Here is a 21740-nt window from a genome sequence, read left to right on the forward strand (position 1 = left end):
TTACAAATTTATTTTTGTAGTTAAATAATACACATCCTTAGGATTTCCATATAAATCATAGGTTCTTTCAACAGTTAAAATAGCATCTACATTTTGAGCAATAGGATACACCATATTTAAAACAGAAATAGTATTGTTGTTTATAAATTGAAAAGGCAAAGAAATATTATCTTGCTCGTAAGATAAACTTATAGCCAATCTTTCTCCAAGCTTAAGATTAAATTGTCCATACAAAGCAGGCATCTTAAAGTTATAAGATTCATACCTCATACCTAATGAGATAATATTTAAGATGTTTGTATCAAAACCTAAGATAGCTCCGCTTATTCTATTATTCGATTCCTCTATAGATGGTAGTAAATTTAGAATTTTATTTTTCTCATAATAGGCATTAAAGTAACTTGGAACAAAATTATCAGAGTAATTCAATGCTTGAAGATATAGTACTGAATTAATAATAGGGACAGACATCTGTAATCCTAAAGCAAATCCATTTTCAGAAAGTACCCTGCTATCTTCTAAGGAAATTCCATCGTGAATGACTCTTTGAGCAAAAGTCGCAAAAACAACAAGGTTCCTTGTAAAATAATATCCAGCATCTATTCCTACAATTCCTTGCCTCTTAGAAATATCACTATCCAAATCAAACATTCCATTCAGCCCAACTTCTAATTTATTTAATGGCCTATAGAACAATCTTAGGGCATAAGTGGTAGTTATATTTTCATCTCTATTAAAAGGTGATGGGAGCAAGGTTATAATGCCACCTTTCTTAGGATTCTCTAACCTTAAGACTATGCCATCCATATCATAGGTAGAATATCTATTAGCAATCAGCCCATAACCCAAATTGAAATTATCAATATTTCCATATCTGACGCCAAGCCATGGAAGATTTAGTTCCCCATATTTAACCCTTGCTTGAATGTAACTTACATCCTCGGCATTAGTATAAAGAGAAAGGTCTAAGCCTAACCTTATCGGTCCTAAGGCAAGTTCAGGAGTGAAGGACAATTTTGCTAAGGTCAAGTCACCCTTCTTGAAAATTCCATAATCTAAGCTATTGTTAGCAAAAATTGATCCTTTTTGTGAACTCTTAGCGCCTGAGGGAGTAACTCTCTCTTTTTCTCCTTTATCTTCTTCTCTCTTTTCCTCCTTCTTTTCTTCCTCATCAAACTTTTCTATTTCCGTTATTTTAGAAGGCTCCTCAGGAGACTCACCAGGTTTTACAATACTTTTAAATCCTTCTTTTACTTCTATAGTTTTATCCTTAGCAGTAAATAAAACAACTCCTCTCAAAGTCCAGATTTTTGTGGTACCATCTTCTAAGACTTCCTGAATCCATTCAGTTCCTCTTACTCCTGCTACAGCAGTAGGAGTTTGAACCTCTACCCTTTCTCCTTGTGATAGCAGTCTGTCAATTGTAGCCCATATCTTTCCTATAAGTAGTTTAAATATAGAAACTTCTTTTTTGGTATCTTTATCATAGTCCAAATTTAAAATATCAAGTTGAGTATTTGATCCAAGCTTTAGCGTAGATCTATCAGAAAATTGTAATATAGCCTGAGAATTTTGATGAACCCATACTTTGTCTCCCGAAGCAAGTTCCATTTTTACTTTGGCAGGAATCCACAACTCTGATTTTAGCTTTTTTACATATACATTCCCCTTTATATATGTAATTATGGCTACTCTTGTTTTTGAAGAATCTTGAGAGAAGGCTAAAGTTGGTAGAATACTAAAAAAAATTAAAATAAAGATTAAGATTTTCTTAATCATTTTCTTTTCACCTCAATTTTAAAGTTTTATTAAACCAATTTTAATTATATCATAAATTCTTCAGATAGAGATAATACAATCCTTTTAACGTAAGAAATGGATCGATAATCTTGTCTCTTAAATATTTTGAATGCGGAACGATCCTTTTTGCCCATCCCCCTGTACTTACAAGTACTGGCTTATGCTTCAATTCTTTAATCTGTCTTTCAATAATACCATCCACTAATCCCGCAAAACCATAAACAATACCTGCTTGTATTGCAGATATTGTATTTCTACCAAGAGAAGTCTCAGGAGCTCTTATATCTACTTGAGGAAGTTTTGCTGTTTTTTCAAAAAGTGCAAAAGTTGCAGTACCTACTCCAGGAGCTATAGCAACTCCAAGAAATTTTTTCTTTTCTATCACAGAAAAAGTAGTCGCTGTTCCAAAATCTATTGCAATACCACACTCACCATATTCCTCATCTATAGCAACAACATTACAAATTAGATCTGCACCTACTTCTTTAGGATTTTCTGTCTCAATAGATATTCCTGTTTTTATTCCTGGTTCTACAACAAAGGGAGGATTTCCAAAAAGATAAGTTATAGCCTCTATGAAAGAAGAAGTTAAAGAGGGAACCACTGAAGAAAGTGCAACACCAGAAACTTCTCTTTCTTGCAATCTTTCCCTTTTAAGAGTCCATTCAATCATTAACGCATACTCATAACTTGTAGAAAATTTTTTTGTTTCAAATTCATAACTTGATATTATTTTATTATCATCAAAATAAGCTAGATCAATATTTGAGTTACCAATATCAATAGTAAGAATCAAACCTTATCACTCCCTCTTAACAAACTTCTCTATAGCTAGTACAATAGGAGGGCATATAATTGTGGCTAACACTGCCTCAGGAATTCCTTGAACAATTCCGATAGTAATAATTACTTGAATAGGGAAAATCTTAGCCATTGCTGCAAGACCTAAAGTACCGATTGTATTGGTAAGACTTCCTAAGAAGGATGCTATTCCAAGACCTATTATCTTTATTTCTTTTTCTTTAATAAGAAATATAATAGAAATGGAAATTACAAAAGCAACAATTGACACTAGAAAACTATACTCTATAGGATACGTAACTAGCAGATCTGAGAACCACTCGTTAAGTATAAATAATCCTGAAAGATACAAAAAGGAAAATATTGCAATCGCAATAATAACAAGAGCATAATTTCTAATCTTTTTTTGGTAATTCGTATACCTTAGAAAGAAGGCATAAACTAAACCAGAAACTATACCTATAAAGGGTCTTGCGGGTAAAAGTACCCAAAAAGGTGCTATATGAGAGAAATACAAAACAGCTGAAAACCCAAACATTAAACCAGCCAATGCTCCAACCCATGGACCTAATAGAATACCAGCAAGAATTACAGGGATATGCATAAGAGTAGCAGCGCCAGCCGGTGTGGGAACAGCAACATAACCAATACGAGAAATACCCATTAAAAGGGTTAAAGCAAGAAAGATAGATGAAAGGGCTACTTTTTTAGAATTCATTTAATTAAAACCTCCCTTCCGGCTCCCTAAAAGGGATGCCGTTTTTTGATTTAACTCGTCAAAAATTCCCTAAACTTACAGTCCTGCGACCTTTAGGTCTGCAGGCTTTATTTGAAGACATTATAATAAATATATAGTCAAAATTCAAGGAGGATTAAAAGATGAATTTGGATAAGAAAATATTGAGAAAGGAATTAAAAGAAAAAAGAAGAAAAATAGAAGAAAAAGAAGAAAAATCCCATCAAATATTTCATAATCTCCAAAAATTAACAATATGGAAGAACGCCAAAATTATAAACACTTATGTATCCTTAGAAGACGAAGTAGATACCAGGTTTATAATTTATCATGGACTAATAGAAGGAAAAAGAATCTTTTGCCCTATTATTGTGAAGGACGATCTAAAATTTGGAGAAATCTTTTCTTTTAATGACCTTAAAAAAGGCCCATTAGGAATCCTTCAACCAGAAAAATCTACTATAGTAAAACACTTTGATTTAATAATCGTTCCTGGAATAGCCTTTGATAAAAGAGGGTATAGAATAGGATATGGTAAAGGCTATTATGATAAATTTTTAAATAAAATGAAAGAAACAATCAAAATAGGATTGACTTTTGATGATCTTCTATTTGAAGAATTGCCTTATGAAGATCACGATCAAAAGGTTGACATTGTAATAACCGAAAAAAGAATAATTAAAACCTAAACTATTGGATACCTATGCAAGATAGACATAATAAAGTACTATTTCTGAAAATTTCTAATATTTCACTTTTTAAGATTCCAACATAAATAAAAACTATTATCAAGATCAAAAGTAAGATTCTTAAGATTAATCTTTTAGCCATTTCTCCAAATCCTTTTTAAATTCTTTCTCAGGAAGTATTCCTAAATATATTTTCCTCACTATAAACTTTTTGTCAATTAAAAAGGACGTCGGAATGGCTAATATATTATAAATGTATCCTACACTTCCCTTACTGTCAGAAAGGACAAGAAAACTTATACTTACACTTTTTAAATACTCTTTGAGAGAGTTTACATCACTGTCAAGGCTTACAGCAACTACCTTAAATTTCTCATTTTTATATTCTTTTTGAATCCTATCTAACATAGGTACCTCATATCTACAAGGTGGGCACCATGTGGCCCAAAAGTTTAATAATACTACATTACCTTTAAAAGAAGAAAGAGTATATTTCTTACCTTTAATATCAGGAAGTGTAAAATCAACAGCTGGGGAATTTTCGGAAACTTGAGGCTGTTTAGAGTATACTAGTGTTGATGAAAGAATAACCATAAATACCAATATAAAGATGATTCTTAACTTAAAAATTTTTCTCATCTCTAAATTTTCACCTCCTTATAAAATAAAACCTCCAGGCGAGGTAGGGGGTGATGGGTGAGGGGGGAAGGGGACCCTCGCCTGGAAGTTTTATTAACAAACTATCTTTGATAAAAATCATACAATATAAAAAAATTTTTGTCAATATTCCTAACATAATTTTTAAAAACACATAAAGATCACCAAAAAAGCAAAAAAAAGGGAGGAAGGCTCTCTGGCAATGACCTACTCTCCCACCCCGTTGCCAGGGCAGTACCATCGGCGCTGGAGGGCTTAGCTTCCGTGTTCGGAATGGGAACGGGCGTTTCCCCTCCGCTCTAATCACCAGTAGCCTTCCTCCCTCTATACTCTCCATAACTCCTCCAAGAAGGATCATACAGTAACCAGCCAGGCGTCAAAGCCTCGGCATATTAGTACCGGTCGGCTCCACGCATTGCTGCGCTTCCACCTCCGGCCTATCTACCTCCTCTTCTCGGAGGTGCCTTACCGGGCTTTCCCCGTGGGAAACCTTATCTTGGGGTGGGCTTCGCGCTTAGATGCTTTCAGCGCTTATCCCGTGCGGACTTGGCTACCCAGCTCCTGCACCTGACGGCACAACTGGTACACCAGAGGTCCGCCTGCTCCGGTCCTCTCGTACTAGGAGCAGTTCCCCTCAAGTTTCCTCCGCCCGTGGCGGATAGGGACCGAACTGTCTCACGACGTTCTGAACCCAGCTCACGTACCGCTTTAATGGGCGAACAGCCCAACCCTTGGGACCTTCTCCAGCCCCAGGATGCGGTGAGCCGACATCGAGGTGCCAAACCTCGCCGTCGATGTGGACTCTCGGGCGAGATCAGCCTGTTATCCCCGGAGTAACTTTTATCCGTTGAGCGATGGCCCTTCCACTCGGGACCACCGGATCACTAGGCCCGACTTTCGTCTCTGCTCGGCCCGTCGGCCTCACAGTCAGGCAGGCTTAACGCCCTTACACTTCAGGCACGATTTCTAACCGTGCCAAGCCTACCTTTGGGCGCCTCCGTTACCTTTTAGGAGGCGACCGCCCCAGTCAAACTGCCCACCAAGCACTGTCCCCCAAAAGGCTCTTCTTTTGGGGTTAGAACCCCAACACCACAAGGGTGGTATTCCACCGGCGGCTCCACGGAGGCTGGCGCCCCCGCTTCTCAGCCTCCCACCTATCCTCTACATGCAGTGCCAGAGTTCAATGCCAGGCTACAGTAAAGCTTCACGGGGTCTTTCCGTCCTGCCACGGGTAGTCCGTATCTTCACGGACACTCTAATTTCACCGGGCCCCTCGTTGAGACAGCGCTCCAGTGGTTATGCCTTTCATGCGGGTCGGAACTTACCCGACAAGGAATTTCGCTACCTTAGGACCGTTATAGTTACGGCCGCCGTTCACTGGGGCTTCGGTTCAGGGCTTCGGGTTATTCACCCTAACCCTTCCCCTTAACCTTCCAGCACCGGGCAGGCCTCAGCCCCTATACATCGGCTTCTACGCCTTAGCAGAGACCTGTGTTTTTGGTAAACAGTCCCCAGAGCCACTTCACTGCGGCCCTTTCAGGCTATTCACCTTACTCGGGCACCCCTTCTTGCGAACGTACGGGGCCATTTTGCCGAGTTCCTTAACGAGGGTTATCCCGCGCACCTTTGGATCTTCACCTCGCCCACCTGTGTCGGTTTGCGGTACGGGCACCCACTGACCTCCCTAGGAGCTTTTCTCGGCAGTGTGAGCTCGATGCCTTCGCCCTCTCACGAGGGCTCCCCATCACCCCTCAGTTCAACGGGAGTGCGGATTTGCCTACACTCCCTCCCTTGGGGCTTGGACCTGGTATGTCACCACCAGGCGCACCTACCCTCCTGCGTCCCTCCATCGGTATTAACGGTCAGTAGGTGGGGCCGGAATATTAACCGGCTGTGCATCACCTACGCCTTTCGGCCTCGGCTTAGCTCCCGCCTAACCCTGGGAAGACGAGCTTTACCCAGGAAACCTCGGGCTTTCGGTGGGAGGGATTCTCACCCTCCTTTTCGCTACTCATGCCGGCATTCTCACTTCCGCCTCGTCCAGCGGTCCTTCCGGTCCGCCTTCTCCCTACAGCGGAACGCTCCCCTACCGCTCTACCTATCCGAAGATAGGTAGAACCCAAAGCTTCGGCGCCGGGCTTAGCCCCGTGTATTTTCGGCGCAGCTTGGCTCGATCAGTGAGCTATTACGCACTCTTTAAATGATGGCTGCTTCTAAGCCAACATCCTGACTGTCTTCGCCAAGCTACCTCCTTTACCACTTAGCCCGGACTTTGGGGCCTTAGCTGTTGATCTGGGCTGTTCCCCTCTCGACCATGGAGCTTATCCCCCACGGTCCGACTCCCAGCCATCCACCCAGGGCATTCGGAGTTTGACTGGACTCGGCAGCGGATCCCCGCCCCTCGCCCAACCAGTGCTCTACCTCCCTGGGCTTCATCGGCTGAGGCTAGCCCTAAAGCTATTTCGGGGAGAACCAGCTATCTCCAGGCTCGATTAGCTTTTCACTCCTACCCACAGCTCATCCCATAGCTTTTCACTGCTAACGGGTTCGGACCTCCACGGGGGGTTAACCCCGCTTCATCCTGGCCATGGGTAGCTCGCCTGGTTTCGGGTCTAATGCGTGTGACTAAGCGCCCTATTCAGGCTCGCTTTCACTTCGGCTCCGGGACTGCACTCCCTTAACCTCGCCACACGCATTAACTCGCCGGCTCATTCTTCAACAGGCACGCAGTCGAGCCTTGCTCAAAAAGGGAAACCCTCTTTGAGCATAGCTCTCCTACCCCTTGTGGACGTACGGTTTCAGGTTCTATTTCACTCCCCTCTCCGGGGTTCTTTTCACCTTTCCCTCACGGTACTATGCGCTATCGGTCACCAAGGGTATTTAGCCTTAGGCGGTGGTCCGCCCAGATTCGCGCAGGATTCCCCGTGTCCCACGCTACTCGGGAGTAAGGTCCATAGGCTTAGTACACATTTCGCCTACGGGGCTCTCACCCTCTCTGGCTGGCCTTCCCAGACCATTCGGCTATGTGTACCTCGCCTACGGGAAAGTCGCGGCTTTCCCCGACCTTATCCCTCTACCCCTGTGTGGCAACGCCCGCGAGCTTCTACACCACACAGGTTTAGGCTCCTCCCCTTTCGCTCACCACTACTCAGGGAATCGAATTTCTCTTTCTTTTCCTCAGGGTACTAAGATGTTTCAGTTCCCCTGGTTCCCCTCCCTAAGAGTTTCCCCTTAGGGATACTCCGGCATTACCCGGAGTGGGTTTCCCCATTCGGACACCCCCGGATCATAGCTTGCTCGCAGCTCCCCGGGGCGTTTCGCCGCCTGCCGCGTCCTTCTTCGGCCCTTGGTGCCTAGGCATCCACCGTACGCCCTTTCTACTTTGACGCCCGGCTGATTACTGTATCATCCCTCTTGGATCTCTCCCTAATCTTCTTTTGTCTAAGGTACAAATGGTGGAGCTGACCGGACTTGAACCGGTGACCCCCTGCGTGCAAAGCAGGTGCTCTCCCAGCTGAGCTACAGCCCCACCCTCAATTTCAAACTTAAATTGGTGGGCCCTCCTGGACTCGAACCAGGGACCTCACCCTTATCAGGGGTGCGCTCTAACCACCTGAGCTAAGAGCCCTTTTCAAAAATTCAGGGAGGAGAGGAAGAAGGTGAGAAAAGGAAAGCTTATCCTAAATTCTCCGTAAGAAAGGAGGTGATCCAGCCGCACCTTCCGGTACGGCTACCTTGTTACGACTTCACCCCAATCATCCGCCCCACCTTCGGCAGGCTCTTCGCCTGACTTCGGGTGTTGCGGACTCTCGTGGTGTGACGGGCGGTGTGTACAAGGCCCGAGAACGTATTCACCGCAGCGTGGCTGATCTGCGGTTACTAGCGATTCCGCCTTCACGCAGGCGAGTTGCAGCCTGCGATCTGAACTGGGGGTGGCTTTAGGGATTCGCTCCGCCTCGCGGCTTCGCTCCCCTCTGTACCACCCATTGTAGCGCGTGTGTAGCCCAGGGCATAAGGGGCATACTGACTTGACGTCATCCCCACCTTCCTCCGGCTCTTCGCCGGCAGTCCCCTTAGAGTGCCCGGCTTTACCCGCTGGCAACTAAGGGCAGGGGTTGCGCTCGTTGCGGGACTTAACCCAACATCTCACGACACGAGCTGACGACAGCCATGCACCACCTGTGCAGGCTCCAAATAGGGGAAACCCCCCTATTTGGCACTCACCCTTTCGAGTGAGCTTACAGCCTGCATGTCAAGCCCTGGTAAGGTTCTTCGCTTAGCATCGAATTAAACCACGCGCTCCACCGCTTGTGCGGGCCCCCGTCAATTCCTTTGAGTTTTAGCCTTGCGGCCGTACTCCCCAGGCGGGGCACTTATCGCGTTAGCTGCAGCACGGAGAGTCTAACTCCCCACACCTAGTGCCCATCGTTTACGGCTAGGACTACCGGGGTATCTAATCCCGTTCGCTCCCCTAGCTTTCGCGCCTCAGCGTCAGGGTCAGTCCAGAGAGCCGCCTTCGCCACCGGCGTTCCTTCCGATATCTACGCATTTCACCGCTACACCGGAAGTTCCGCTCTCCTCTCCTGCCCTCTAGCTTAGCAGTATCAGATGACCTCCCTGAGTTGAGCTCAGGGCTTCCACATCTGACTTGCTAAGCCGCCTACACGCCCTTTACGCCCAGTAAATCCGGACAACGCTCGCCCCCTACGTCTTACCGCGGCTGCTGGCACGTAGTTAGCCGGGGCTTTTTCCTCGGGTACCGTCAGTATTCTTCCCCGAGAAAAGAGGTTTACACCCCGAAGGGCTTCTTCCCTCACGCGGCGTCGCTCCGTCAGGGTTTCCCCCATTGCGGAAGATTCCCGGCTGCTGCCTCCCGTAGGAGTCTGGGCCGTGTCTCAGTCCCAGTGTGGCCGACCACCCTCTCAGGCCGGCTACCCGTCTTAGCCTTGGTGGGCCATTACCCCACCAACTAGCTGATAGGCCGCAGGCCCATCCCAGAGCAGCATAGAGGGTTACCCCTCTATACTCTTTCCTTACCTGAGCATATCGCTCGGTAAGTATATGGGGGTTTAGCACCCCTTTCGAGGTGTTATCCCCCTCTCTGGGGTAGGTTACCTACGTGTTACTCACCCGTGCGCCGCTCTCACTCCTATCGGCATAAACCAATAGGAGCTACCGCTCGACTTGCATGCCTTAGGCACGCCGCCAGCGTTCGTCCTGAGCCAGGATCAAACCCTCCATCCGGTTATAATAAATATAACCTTCCTCTCGGAAGGTTTAATCCTCGCTCTTTATCTGTCCGACCGCTTCCCTTTCCTCTTTTCCCTTCTTCCTTCTCTCTCCCTTTGTCTAAGGTTCATCCGCCCTTTCCCTCGGGCGCTTTAAATTCTATCACAAACCCCTTACCCTTTGCAAGAGGGTACCCTGACTTTTTTTTAACCTAAGTATAAGTTTTTAAACCCCAAGTTTTTAGCAATACTAATTGCCTCTTCATATTCTTTAGGTCTTATTCTTCTATTTATCTCAGGGTATTTATACGCCATGTATAAGGGTCTATACTGATCCATTATGTTGAGGAAAACCTCAATAGATAACTCTTCCTTAATAAAATTTAGCCATCCCTCTAATTCCGGTAAATGATTAGGTAACAAAAGATGTCTTATAATTAACCCTCTTATAGCAATATCCTCTTCATTTACTATCAAGTTTCCTACTTGTCTATACATTTCTTTTATTGCAATCTTTGTAACCTCAGGATAATCCTCCGCGTTTGCAAACTTCTTTGCGGTTTCCGGATAATAAAACTTAATATCTGGCATGTATATATCAATTATTCCATCTAATAACCTAAGAATCTCCAAATTTTCGTATCCACTAGTATTATATACAATTGGAATCTCTAGACCTTGTTCTATTGCCTTTAATAAAGCTTCTATTATTTGAGGAACAAAATGAGTAGGAGTAACAAGATTAATATTGTGGCAACCAAGCCTTTGAAGATGCAACATTATACCAGCAAGTTCTTCAGTTGATATCTCCTCCCCAATTCCCAAATGACTTATAGTATAATTTTGACAAAATACACATCCTAAATTACAGAAAGTAAAAAATATAGTGCCTGAACCATTTCTACCCACAAGAACTTTTTCCTCACCAAAATGAGGGAAATAACTGGAAACTACAAGATTGTAAGGTGCTTTGCAATAACCCAACTCACCAATTTTTCTATTTACTTTGCATTTTCTTGGACATAAAGAGCAACTTTTCAAAACATCTTTTAATAAAATAACCCTTCTCTCAAGTTCCCCAGATTTGTAAAGACTTATATATGAAGGAATCATATTTTATAGAGATCTCACAAAATCCCTTAACTTAAAATTTACTTTTAAATCCTCAGCTATTTTCTCGCATTTCTTTATATCAACAATAGGTAAATTAACTACTGACACAGTTACATCCTTAATATGCATTTTTGAAACTTTAATAAATTCAATCACAGCCTCGTAAGCATCACTAAAGATGGGTCTAGATAAACGGTTATATTTTTCTTTACTCTCAGCATTAAGACTTATAGAAATCGCATCTATATAAGGAGAAATTTCTGGCACAATATTCCTCTGATTGAATATATTCCCATGTCCATTTGTATCTATCCTTATCGGAGTAGAAGGATAACTATGCTTAATAAAACTCGATATTTTTTTTACAACCTCCACCCTAATAAGCGGCTCACCAAACCCACAAAATACGACTTCTTTATAAAGTCTTAAATCTATTTTTTTAAGGGACTCTATTATTTCCAAAGAGGAAGGTTCCTTATGAAGTACTAACTTTTTATCTCCAACTCTGTCCGTGAAATTTCTAATACAGAAAACACACCTATTAGTGCATCTATTAGTTATGTTTAAGTATAAACTATTGCCTAACTGATATACAGTTTCACTCATAAATCTCTTCTAAATAATCTATTTAAATTCCCTCGAAACTTAATTGATAATTCTTCCATACTTGTATTCTTTAACTCAGCAACTTTTTGAGCAATTTCAGGCAAGTAAGCAGGCTCGTTCATCTTGCCCCTATGGGACTGAGGAGGCAAATATGGAGCGTCTGTTTCTATAATAAGATAATCAAGAGGAATTTTCTTTACCACTTCCCTAAGGTTATTGGCATTAGGATAAGTTATAGGTCCAGAAAAGCTAAACAAGAAATTCCATTCACAGATGATTTTAAATACTTCGTAACTTCCACTGTAACTATGCATTATCCCCCCAATTTCCCAAACCCTTTCAGCTTTCATTACGTCAATGAGATCTTTCCATGCATCTCTGCAGTGGATAACAATAGGCTTCTTCACCTCTTTAGCAAACTGGATAAATTTTGAGAAAACTTCTTTTTGTTTATCTTTTGGAGAATAAAGCTTATAATAATCAAGTCCTATTTCTCCCACAGCAAGAGTTTTTTCGGTGATTAAACTTTTCCAATTAAGATTATCTATATCAGGACTTGAAGACTCATGAGGATGTACTCCAACAATCGAGTATATACCATCAAAATCACTTAAATTGACAGCTCTTAAACTAGACTCCCAATCATATCCTACCACAAAAAAGGAGATAACACTATTTTCTCTGGCTCTCTTTACATAGTCCATCCATTGAGGATAAAGCCTTTCGTCATTAAGATGTACATGAGTATCTATCCACATATTTCTACCAAAGTCCAGGGCTATGCCTCCACCGTCGATATAGCCTTACGGGTAGAAGAAGACAGGTAAGCTCCAGCCAGGCTTACTGCGGCACCTAAGAGCAACCTCTTACCGTTGCTTCCTTTCGGACCTGGCGGGGTTCGAGGCACTCTTAGTGCACAGCTCCTGACCTTCATAGCTCCCTTATCTCCCTCTGCTCCCACAAGACTATACCTCGGGTGGCCTTTCGGTCCTGCTATAGCGGATTGCAGGTACAGGGCACCGCTAGCTCCCCACCTAAGCATAGCCCTGGGTTTACTCTTGGATTCTCAAAAGTATAAATAAAGAACTTAAAAGTACCCAAACAAAGGATACTATAAAAAAGAACAATATTACTTTTCCAACAAATGCTCCTATACTCTTTTCATTTTTGAAAATTTTAGAAAAATCAATCTCCTTGATGACTGCATATGCAGCCAAAAAGCCAACAATGAAACTAACAATTACACTAGAAGTACTCAATAATTCTCTAATATTACCCATTTTCTCCTCTTTTATAAAAACATGGCGGAGAGGGTGGGATTCGAACCCACGAGACCGCTTTCGCGGTCTACTCGCTCTCCAGGCGAGCGCCTTCGTCCACTCAGCCACCTCTCCGTCTACATATTATTTTATCATAAAATTCTATAAACGTGAACTCCGCACATTCTTAAAAAATTCCTTTAATAAAGCCTCGCACTTATCCTTTTCAACTCCAGATATTATCTCTCTAAGTTGCCACTTTCTATAATTATCAACATTCAAAAATTTAGTAAAGCCCTCCTCAAGGTTTTCAGTTCCATAAACCAATCTATCTATACGTGAATTTAAAATAGCCCCAAAACACATTATACAAGGCTCCAAAGTCACATATAAAGTGCAATTATAAAGTCTCCAATCATTTATTTTTTTGACTGCCTTCTCTATAGCAATAATTTCTGCATGAAGGATCGGACTTTTTTTGGTTTCTCTTAAATTATAACCTCTTCCTATTATTTTCTCATTAAAAACTACCACCGCACCTACGGGTACTTCTCCCTTTTTTAAAGCTTTCTCGGCTTCCTTTATTGCTTCATGCATAAAAAAACTATCTATTGAAGAGAGTCTTTCACCCATTCCAAGTATTCTGGAAGACCATAATTTATCGGAATTCCTATTATTTCTGGTAACTCGTACGGATGTAATTCTTTTATGCGCTTAACAAGGTCTGGAAATTTGTTCTTTTCGGTTTTTATTAACATAATCACTTCATCATCAGATTTTTTCTCACCTTGCCAGATATAAATAGATTTCACCCCTGGAATTATGTTTATACAAGCAGAGAGCTTTTCATCCAGAAGTATATTTGATATTCTTTCTGCATTTTCCCAGGTATCAATGGTCACTATAGCAAGAATCATTGATACTTACCTCCTTTTTAAGATTAAGTACCTCTTGTATTATATAGTAAACAGATTCTTTTGGAGAAGCTTCGATAATATAATTTGCCACTTTTTTCAATCTAATAGAAGCGTTTTCCAAAGTTATACCTAATCCTGCCCATTTTATCATCTCTTCGTCATTATCATAATCTCCTAAAGCTATTACTTCTTCTAATTTTATTCCCAAAAATTTAACTAACTCTTTAAGTGCTTTTCCCTTTGAGACACCTTTGGGCAAAATTTCTAAATACTTATAAGACGAAAAAACCACATTTAAACAATCTTTATCCTGCAGTATTTTGTTTTTTAATTCCTTAAGAAACTTCTCTTCACCTTCTATAAAAATCTTAATTATACCCTCTTTATTTTGCTTCAACAAACCTAACGCTTCTTTATCTTCGATTAATTTATCATCCCAATAAACTCCAAGTTTAATATAGTCCCAGTACTCTGATATAACAGTCAAAGACTCAGCTACTTCTTTTTTTGAAAGATATTTTAAGTACAAGTAGGAATTCTTTACCGGATCATATATTCCTGCACCATTATAAATTATTACAGGGATATTTAAATTTAAAGGTTCCACAATCTTAGTAATAGACGACCATCTTCTTCCTGTCGCTATGGTTACTTCAATATTGTTTTTTCTCAATAGATTTATAGCCTCAACATTCTTAGAAGAGATGACTTCTGATTCATCAATTATACTGCCATCTAAATCGGTAATAAAAAGCTTATACATTTAATATCACTTCCCTTATTTGCCTCATCAATAAGGGTTTTACAGTGAAAAGGTCAAGGAATTCTTCCCCTCTCAGTATTGTATTATCTAACTTAATAGTCTCTAAATATACCAAAAATATATTGTCTTTAGTTTTTCTATAGGAGACACTCTTTATATAATCAAAAGGCTTTATCTCTTTAATATTATTCCCTCTTCTCACCAAAATTTTAGTATCCCTTAAAGAATTAATATTTTCTATTTCGGAAACAAACCAATTTTCTCTATGTACAAACAGATGTAACTCGTAATTAATACCATAAGTATCCTCTATTAAGGAGGACTTTTTAACTTTATAACCCTCATAAAACCTTATGTCGGGCGGAAGCTCTTTATTGATCTTTTCTATAATCTCTCTCTCCTCAATCTCCTCATGTAGTGTCATATCTACATAATCCCTTCTACTCTCTACTCCTACAGGACAAGGAAATCCTAAGGAGATAAGAGGTCTTGGATTATAACCCTCAGAATATTTAATAGGAATATTTGCTCTTCTTAGAGCTCGACCTAAAAAGATAAGGAAATCATTTGCCCCTAAATATTTTAAAAGACCTAATTTAGAAAAAACCAATCTATAAAAATATCTATTCTCCATGGTCTACCCCACAAAAATCGCAAGAAATTCTCCATTCACAAGCTCCACTCTCTATATTTTTATATGCTCTTTCTCTTTCTTTCATGAGATAGTATTTAGAGACAGCAAAAATATGATCCCAAGGTAGTTTCTCCTCTATATCTAATTCTCCTGTATAAACTGTAGGACTAATTCCAGTTTCCTTAAAAGCATTATTCCAATATTGTAAATTCAAATATTCTTTCCATCCTTCCAATCTACTCCCCTTCTCCCATGCCTCAAATATTACTTTAGCTAACCTCCTATCCCCCCGAGATAATACAGCCTCAAGAAAACTCATATTATAGTCATGCACATCTATAGTGATATTTCTTTTTTTATTCAAATGTCTAAAAAGTATCTGTTTTCTTTCTTCTATTACACTCTTTTCTTCAAACTTTTCCCATTGGAAAGGAGTATGAGGCTTAGGTATAAAAACCGAGAAACTTAAATGTAATTTTGCACTTTTATTAAGTTTAAGTATCTTATAGATCAAATCTACAGTTTGGTAAATATCCTCATTGGTCTCGGTAGGAAGACCTAGCATAAAGTATAACTTAATGTTATTCCAACCCTTTTGAAAAGCAACTTCTAGAGTTTTCAAAAAATCTTCTTCTCTTAATCCTTTATTTATTACTCTTCTTAGCCTTTCACTTCCAGATTCTATTGCAAAAGTAAGGCCTGACTTTCTTACTTTCGATATTTTTTCGGCAAGAGATAAAGAAAAGTTATCAGCCCTCAAAGAAGGTAAAGAAAAATTTACCATCTTTTTCGAAAATTCTTCCGTAAGTAAATTTACAAGTCTTTCTATTTCTGGATAATCGCTACTGCTTAAAGATAGTAAGCTTATTTCTTCATAACCTGTGTTTTTTATTATTTCACGAGTATAATCTATTACTTTTTCTACGCTTCTGTATCTTTTAGGTCTGTATATATACCCAGCTAAACAAAACCTACAATTCCTCTGACACCCTCTCATAATTTCAACAGAACCTCTATCATGTACCACTTGTTGAATAGGAACAATAGGCTTTGTAGGGAAAAAAGCGTTATCAAGATCGTAGACAATCCTTCTCTTAACTATTTTGGGGACCCAGTCATATTTGGGATTTATGCTATAAAACTTACCATTCTTGTACTCAACCTCATATAAAGAGGGTATGTACACTCCTTCAATCTTAGAAACACTCCTAAAAAATTCTATCTTTGACTTCTTCTCTTCTTCCTTCCATTCTATATAAGTATCTACTATCTTATCTAACGCTTCTTCTGCTTCTCCAATAAAAATTATGTCAAAAAAATCTGCAATAGGCTCAGGATTTAAAACCGTAGGCCCTCCTGCTATTACAAGAGGATATTTTTCATCACGATCTTTTGAAAAAAGAGGAATATTAGCCAAATTCAATATGGTAAGCACACCCGAATAGGTCAATTCATAGGCAAGACTAAAAGCAACCCAATCAAACATATTCACAGGTTTCTTACTTTCTAAGGTAAATAGTGGTAATCTCTTATCTTTGAGTTTTTTCTCGAGATCTATTCCAGGAACAAATACTCTCTCACACAAAACATCGTCTCTTCTATTTAAGAGATAATATATTATTTGAAAACCTAAATGAGACATCCCTATCTCGTACAAATCTGGAAAAGCAAGGGCAACTCTTAGTTTAACCTCATTCCAAGGCTTTATTATTATGTTATGTTCATTCCCTATATATCTTGAAGGTTTTTCTATATCTGAAAGTAAGCTATCTATATCGATCATATTGCTTGTCTTTCCCCTCTTGTATAGATATTTATGATCAATCCCAACATAGCATAATTAACAATAAGAGAAGTTCTTGCAAAACTTATAAATGGCAAAGGGATACCCACAACTGGAAAAATCCCCATCACCATACACAAATTTACAAAAGTTTGAAAAAACCAACAAAAAAGTATTCCTTCTATCACATATTTACCAAATTTATCCTTAATACTTCTTGCAATCTCCCAAGTATATTTAAAAAGCAGATAGTACAGAAGGACTATAAAAGCACATCCTAAAAACCCAAATTCCTCTCCTATAGCCGAAAATATAAAATCTGTGTGTTGCTCGGGTATTAAATTTAAATGGGTTTGTGTACCCTGAAACCATCCTTTACCCCAAATGCCTCCAGACCCAATTGCAATTATAGATTGTATCACTTGATACCCACTACCGAGAGGATCTTTCATTGGGTCTAAGAAAGTAAGTATTCTTTGTTGTTGATAAGGTTTCAAAATCAACCAAAGAAAAGGAAGCAACAAAAAACCTAGTAAGATCAATCTCAAAAGATATTTATATGAAATCTCGGATAAAAACAAAATAAAAATACCTGTTACAAAAATCACTATTGCAGTCCCTAAATCAGGCTGCACCATCACAGCTAAAAAAGGAATGAGGATTAATATAATGGTAAAAACAAATTCTTTAAATCCAAGTTTTTTTCTTTTGTAATCTAATTCAGATAGAAATCCAGCAAGAGATATTACAATCAAAAGTTTTGAAAGTTCGGAAGGTTGAAAAGAAAAACCAAATATAGAAAACCACCTTTGCGCACCTAAGCTTTCCCTTCCAAAGAATAAAACTAAGATTAAAAGTAATAAATTAAAACCATAAATAAACCTCCAAAGTCTTTCCCATACTCGGTAAGGGGTAGTTACAAAGAAGAGAAAAAAGGCTATAGCTATTAAAAAGGCAATAAACTGCCTCTGTACAAAAATATATGGAGATAGTTCCTTAGCCATAAGACGTGTGGCTGTAGTGTCATATATGAAGAAGAAACCTATAAAAGTTAAGACTAAGACAATTAATATTAACTTTATGTCTTTTTTTCTCATTTATATCAACCATTCATTCTCCAAATAATTAATCCAGAAACAGGCTTTGGATAAAAATAAGTAGATTTTTGAGGAAGCCGTTCTCTATTAACAGCAAGAGTATACACAATCTCTATAGGTATAGAGGGTAAAACAAAAGCTGATTTATAATCACTACTGTACAACAAACTTTTAACCTCTTTTATATCATGAGAAAATCTAATTACTCCTTTTTCTTGCAACTCATTTTCTGTTTTACCAAGGATTCCTTCCCATACACCTTTATGTAAAATAGTAGTAGGTAAAATCCACCACAATTCTGAATGCTCCTTGTTTTCATTTATATAATCAGCTTTTGGAACCAATTTAAAGAGTTTATTATCTACTGCATAATATATATATGGATTGTTAGGTTTAAAAGAGAGATCTAAATTTTCAATTTTGTTATCTTCCAGATAAAGATCAAAATATTTTCTAAACGCATTAAGCTCTATCCCAATATTATTCTTTAAAACCCTATGAGTGGGAAGAAGTTTAATGCCTGGATCATACAAATCAGTCATCAACATCATAATATATTTAGCATTAGGATCTTTACTCTCTTCATAATAAAGCCATGAGGCTTCATACCTATGGTGTCCATCTGCGATCAAAACTTTCTTATCCAAGAAGAAATTCTCAATAAGATTAACATAATTATCTTTATCTAATTTCCAAACAGTATGAATTCTGTAATCCCAACCATGAGCTTTAATTATAGGCTTTTCTTTTTCCACTTCTCTCCAAATACTACGCAAGATACTATCTTTATCCTCATATATCCCCCAGATGGGTTCTAAGTTAGCTCTTAGTTTCCTCAAAAGTTCAAGCCTATCAAGCTTCGGGCCAGAAAAAGTATGTTCATGAGGTAATATGTTTTCACCAAGTGGTTCAAGTTCCAACAAGGCAATCAGTCCATAGTTATACTCATATCTATCTCCCCACTGAAATTCTTGTTTGTATAAATAAAAACCAGGACTCTCGGTAATTAACACCTGAGAATCGATCCATTTCAAAAATAGCTCTTTTATTTCCTCGTAATTAACTGGTAAAGAATCTCCTAAAGTTAGATGAGTGATATTATAGGGATGCATCCCTAGATACTTTTCTCTTTCCTCTTTGGGAATTACGTCATAAGGAGGAGCAATTAAAGAATTAATAGGAAGTTCTGAATTGAACCTCAATGCACTAAAAGGATGAACTTTAACCATCTTTTACTCCTTCCTTTCTTTTAGGGATTATAATCTCAAATTTTGTTCCCTTATTAACCTTACTTTCTACCGTGATACTCCATCCATGTCTTTCAATGAGCTTTTTTACTATAGAAAGGCCTAATCCTGTACTAAAACCATCCTCATTAGTTCTAGATTTATTTACCCTATAAAATCTATCAAATATTCTATTTAAATCTTTCTCGGGTATGCCAATACCTGTATCTTTAACCCAAAGGACCACATTGTCACTATCTTCATTAATTCCTATCTCTATTGACCCACTAGGAGGAGTATATTTTACAGCATTTTCTACTATATTGAAGATTATAGTATCAACATGTTGCGGATCTGCACTTACAATAACCTTCTCTGGTATTTTTAGATTTATCTCTAAATTTTTCTTAGAGATATGAGGAGTTAATCTATCTACAATCTCCATTATTATCTCGGTAAGATTTACCTCTTTAAGTTGTAAATCTATTACTCCAGCCTCAAGCCGTGATAAATTTAACAGGTTACTTACAAGTTTTGACATTCGTTCAACTTCTTTTCTTAAATATGGAAAGAACTCATTATATATTTCATCAAGAGTAATTTTTCTTTCCGAAAATAAGTCAATTAATATCTGAATTGAGGTTAAAGGAGTCCTTAACTCATGAGAAGCATTTCCAAGAAATTCCTTAAAATTTTCTTCCAACCTGTAAAGAGGTGTATAATCATTAATAATCAATAAAACTTCCTGATTTCCACTAAGATAAAAGGCCTCAACTTCCAAATATTTTTTCTCTTTTCCCCAAAAATTTAAATTAGTTTTGTTATAACTTTTGTTTTGGAGAGTTTTCTTATATAGATCATCGATCTCATAATCTGGTATCAGCTCAATAAGCTTTTTATTGTTGTTTTTGTTATTTTTTATATCAAATAATTCTTTTGCCTTATTATTTGCAAAAATTACAAGTCCATCCTTATCCACAATAAGGATACCAATCTGAACATTCTCAGTAAGTACTTTCCATCTTTCTTCAATCTTGCTTATCTTCATTTCCCTCCTGGAATTTATAACCTAAATTTCTAACTGTAATAATATATTTGGGATGACTTGGATCATCTTCAACCTTCTCTCTTAACCATCTTATGTAAACATCCACCGCTCTAGGCTCACCCCAGAAATTTTCGCCCCATATGTGCTTTATTATCATATCTCTAGTCCACACTCTTCCTGGAGAAGAAAGAAGAAGTTTTAAAATCTCAAACTCTCTATAGGATAGATTAACTTCTTTTCCCTTTACTTTTACTGTTCTCTTAACAAGATCCATCTCAAAAGGAGGAGCTACAATCTTCTGGCTTTTTGATAAATCTGATTGGTATCTACGAAGTACTGCTTCAATTCTTGCTAAAAGTTCCTTAGCCCCAAAAGGTTTAGTAATATAGTCATCTGCCCCCATTTTTAATCCTAATACCTTATCCACTTCCTCATCTTTAGCAGTGAGCATAATAATAGGAACATTACTTATTTTTCTTATTTCTTTACATACTTCCCAACCGTCTTTTTCTGGAAGCATAATATCCAGTAGTACAAGATCTGGATTAAACAATTTAAATTTGTTTAAAGCTTCTACTCCATCATAGGCAACTTCTACTTCATATCCCTCTTTGTTTAACAGGAGAGATAGAGAATTAACAATGCCCTTATCATCCTCTACTAAAAGAATCTTTTTCATCTTCTCACCTCAAAGTCTTTTTGAAATATTATTCTACCTAACCTTAAAAGGTTAGCTCCCTCCTCAATAGCTATCTCAAAATCTTCAGACATTCCCATCGAAAGATAGGGGAGGCTTAATTTAGTATTTTCTTTAAGTTTCTCCCATATAGTGTACAATTTTCTAAAAACTTTTCTTACCTCATTTTTATCACCTGTTAAAGGTCCTATAGTCATAAGCCCTTTAACGTTTAGATTCTTAAGCTCAAAAATCTTTTCATATACTTTCCAAAATTCTTCTTCTTTAAAACCGTACTTAGTAGGCTCTTCAGAAAGATTTAACTGTATTAGAACATCCACTTCTTTTTCTTCTTTTTCTGCATATTTATTGAGCTCTTCAGCAAGCTCAAAGGTATCTACCGAATGAATAAGAGAAAATAAATTTATCGCTTTTTTAACCTTATTCTTCTGTAGATGTCCTACCATATGCCATTCACAACTAAGATCTGAAAGGAGAGAAATTTTCTTCTCTGCTTCCTGAACCCTATTCTCTCCTATAGCCTTTATCCCAACTTTTACAGCCTCTCTTATACCTTCGGGAGGAACCCCTTTAGAAACAGCAACCACATTAATTTCCGAGGGATCTCTCCCGCACTCTTCAGCCTTTTTAATTATTCTTTCTTGAACTTTTTTCCAATTTTCTGCTATGAAAGAGAACTCATTCAT

At 38.7% G+C, this 21740-nt stretch carries 19 protein-coding genes, 3 tRNA genes, 3 rRNA genes and 1 other RNA gene; 1 reads left to right on the forward strand and 25 read right to left on the reverse strand.

The features are described from left to right. The 3 genes from DICTH_RS05295 to DICTH_RS05305 are packed head-to-tail and all read right to left on the reverse strand — an operon-like array spanning window position 1 to window position 3319. On the reverse strand, window positions 1-1779 hold the full coding sequence (locus tag DICTH_RS05295; RefSeq protein ID WP_012547959.1) for a FecR family protein: 1779 nt from the start codon (window positions 1777-1779) through the stop codon (window positions 1-3). 49 nt (window positions 1780-1828) lie between these two features. After that, window positions 1829-2596, reverse strand: coding sequence for a type III pantothenate kinase (locus DICTH_RS05300; protein WP_012547518.1), 768 nt, complete (start codon window positions 2594-2596; stop codon window positions 1829-1831). Window positions 2597-2602: 6 nt separating this feature from the next. Beyond that, window positions 2603-3319, reverse strand: a complete 717-nt coding sequence (locus tag DICTH_RS05305; RefSeq protein WP_012547971.1) for an ECF transporter S component — start codon at window positions 3317-3319, stop codon at window positions 2603-2605. A 161-nt stretch (window positions 3320-3480) separates the two neighbouring features. Here DICTH_RS05305 and DICTH_RS05310 point away from each other — a divergent pair, with 161 nt between their 5' ends. After that, window positions 3481-4026: a 5-formyltetrahydrofolate cyclo-ligase gene (locus tag DICTH_RS05310; RefSeq protein WP_012548776.1), complete on the forward strand. Its 546-nt coding sequence runs from the start codon at window positions 3481-3483 to the stop codon at window positions 4024-4026. A 126-nt stretch (window positions 4027-4152) separates the two neighbouring features. Here the strand turns inward: DICTH_RS05310 and DICTH_RS05315 are convergent, their stop codons facing one another. From DICTH_RS05315 to DICTH_RS05425, 22 genes are all read right to left on the reverse strand, one after another. Continuing rightward, complete coding sequence (locus DICTH_RS05315; RefSeq protein WP_041723236.1) at window positions 4153-4665, reverse strand: TlpA family protein disulfide reductase; 513 nt, start codon at window positions 4663-4665, stop codon at window positions 4153-4155. A 212-nt stretch (window positions 4666-4877) separates the two neighbouring features. Next, a 5S ribosomal RNA gene (rrf, locus tag DICTH_RS05325) occupies window positions 4878-4994 on the reverse strand. Window positions 4995-5055: 61 nt separating this feature from the next. Further along, a 23S ribosomal RNA gene (locus tag DICTH_RS05330) occupies window positions 5056-8071 on the reverse strand. A gap of 65 nt (window positions 8072-8136) precedes the next feature. Further along, window positions 8137-8212 (reverse strand) — tRNA-Ala (locus DICTH_RS05335). Window positions 8213-8234: 22 nt separating this feature from the next. Further along, window positions 8235-8311, reverse strand: a tRNA-Ile gene (locus tag DICTH_RS05340). A 68-nt stretch (window positions 8312-8379) separates the two neighbouring features. After that, window positions 8380-9927, reverse strand: a 16S ribosomal RNA gene (locus DICTH_RS05345). The 16S, 23S and 5S rRNA genes sit together here with 2 tRNA genes alongside, the layout of an rRNA operon. Window positions 9928-10118: 191 nt before the next feature. Continuing rightward, on the reverse strand, window positions 10119-11024 hold the full coding sequence (locus tag DICTH_RS05350; RefSeq protein ID WP_012547558.1) for a radical SAM protein: 906 nt from the start codon (window positions 11022-11024) through the stop codon (window positions 10119-10121). A gap of 3 nt (window positions 11025-11027) precedes the next feature. Next, the gene (locus DICTH_RS05355) at window positions 11028-11630 is read right to left on the reverse strand and encodes a TatD family nuclease-associated radical SAM protein (RefSeq protein ID WP_012548402.1); all 603 of its coding nucleotides are present in this window, start codon (window positions 11628-11630) and stop codon (window positions 11028-11030) included. Beyond that, window positions 11627-12388, reverse strand: a complete 762-nt coding sequence (locus DICTH_RS05360) for a TatD family hydrolase (RefSeq protein ID WP_012547301.1) — start codon at window positions 12386-12388, stop codon at window positions 11627-11629. Before DICTH_RS05360 ends, DICTH_RS05355 begins: the two co-directional genes overlap by 4 nt. Before the next feature lie 20 nt (window positions 12389-12408). Then, window positions 12409-12674: signal recognition particle sRNA large type (gene ffs / locus DICTH_RS05365), an RNA gene on the reverse strand. 8 nt (window positions 12675-12682) lie between these two features. Next, entirely contained in the window at window positions 12683-12910 is a 228-nt protein-coding gene (locus tag DICTH_RS05370; RefSeq protein ID WP_012547515.1) for a hypothetical protein, read from the reverse strand. 22 nt (window positions 12911-12932) lie between these two features. Continuing rightward, window positions 12933-13024 (reverse strand) — tRNA-Ser (locus tag DICTH_RS05375). A gap of 27 nt (window positions 13025-13051) precedes the next feature. Next, window positions 13052-13522: a nucleoside deaminase gene (locus DICTH_RS05380; protein WP_012548737.1), complete on the reverse strand. Its 471-nt coding sequence runs from the start codon at window positions 13520-13522 to the stop codon at window positions 13052-13054. Next, on the reverse strand, window positions 13498-13806 hold the full coding sequence (gene cutA / locus DICTH_RS05385; RefSeq protein WP_012548283.1) for a divalent-cation tolerance protein CutA: 309 nt from the start codon (window positions 13804-13806) through the stop codon (window positions 13498-13500). The genes DICTH_RS05380 and cutA overlap by 25 nt, the downstream gene beginning before the upstream one ends. Further along, window positions 13781-14569 carry a Cof-type HAD-IIB family hydrolase gene (locus DICTH_RS05390; RefSeq protein WP_012547029.1) on the reverse strand — a complete coding sequence of 263 codons (789 nt, stop codon included), beginning with the start codon at window positions 14567-14569 and terminating at the stop codon, window positions 13781-13783. The genes cutA and DICTH_RS05390 overlap by 26 nt, the downstream gene beginning before the upstream one ends. Then, entirely contained in the window at window positions 14562-15203 is a 642-nt protein-coding gene (locus DICTH_RS05395; protein ID WP_012548532.1) for a TIGR03936 family radical SAM-associated protein, read from the reverse strand. The genes DICTH_RS05390 and DICTH_RS05395 overlap by 8 nt, the downstream gene beginning before the upstream one ends. After that, window positions 15193-16986: a TIGR03960 family B12-binding radical SAM protein gene (locus DICTH_RS05400; RefSeq protein ID WP_012547245.1), complete on the reverse strand. Its 1794-nt coding sequence runs from the start codon at window positions 16984-16986 to the stop codon at window positions 15193-15195. The genes DICTH_RS05395 and DICTH_RS05400 overlap by 11 nt, the downstream gene beginning before the upstream one ends. Then, a complete protein-coding gene (rodA, locus tag DICTH_RS05405; RefSeq protein ID WP_012548613.1) occupies window positions 16983-18083 on the reverse strand; it encodes a rod shape-determining protein RodA in 1101 nt (366 codons plus the stop codon). Before rodA ends, DICTH_RS05400 begins: the two co-directional genes overlap by 4 nt. Before the next feature lie 5 nt (window positions 18084-18088). Next, window positions 18089-19312 (reverse strand): DUF1015 family protein, encoded by a 1224-nt coding sequence (locus DICTH_RS05410; RefSeq protein WP_012547731.1) that lies wholly within the window; start codon window positions 19310-19312, stop codon window positions 18089-18091. Beyond that, window positions 19305-20357, reverse strand: a complete 1053-nt coding sequence (locus DICTH_RS05415; RefSeq protein WP_012547921.1) for a sensor histidine kinase — start codon at window positions 20355-20357, stop codon at window positions 19305-19307. Before DICTH_RS05415 ends, DICTH_RS05410 begins: the two co-directional genes overlap by 8 nt. Continuing rightward, complete coding sequence (locus tag DICTH_RS05420; protein ID WP_012546906.1) at window positions 20338-21036, reverse strand: response regulator transcription factor; 699 nt, start codon at window positions 21034-21036, stop codon at window positions 20338-20340. Before DICTH_RS05420 ends, DICTH_RS05415 begins: the two co-directional genes overlap by 20 nt. Then, window positions 21033-21740, reverse strand: a complete 708-nt coding sequence (locus DICTH_RS05425) for a YggS family pyridoxal phosphate-dependent enzyme (RefSeq protein ID WP_012547335.1) — start codon at window positions 21738-21740, stop codon at window positions 21033-21035. Before DICTH_RS05425 ends, DICTH_RS05420 begins: the two co-directional genes overlap by 4 nt.

The sequence above is a fragment of the Dictyoglomus thermophilum H-6-12 genome (assembly GCF_000020965.1).
In the GTDB taxonomy this organism is placed as follows: Bacteria; Dictyoglomota; Dictyoglomia; order Dictyoglomales; family Dictyoglomaceae; genus Dictyoglomus; species Dictyoglomus thermophilum.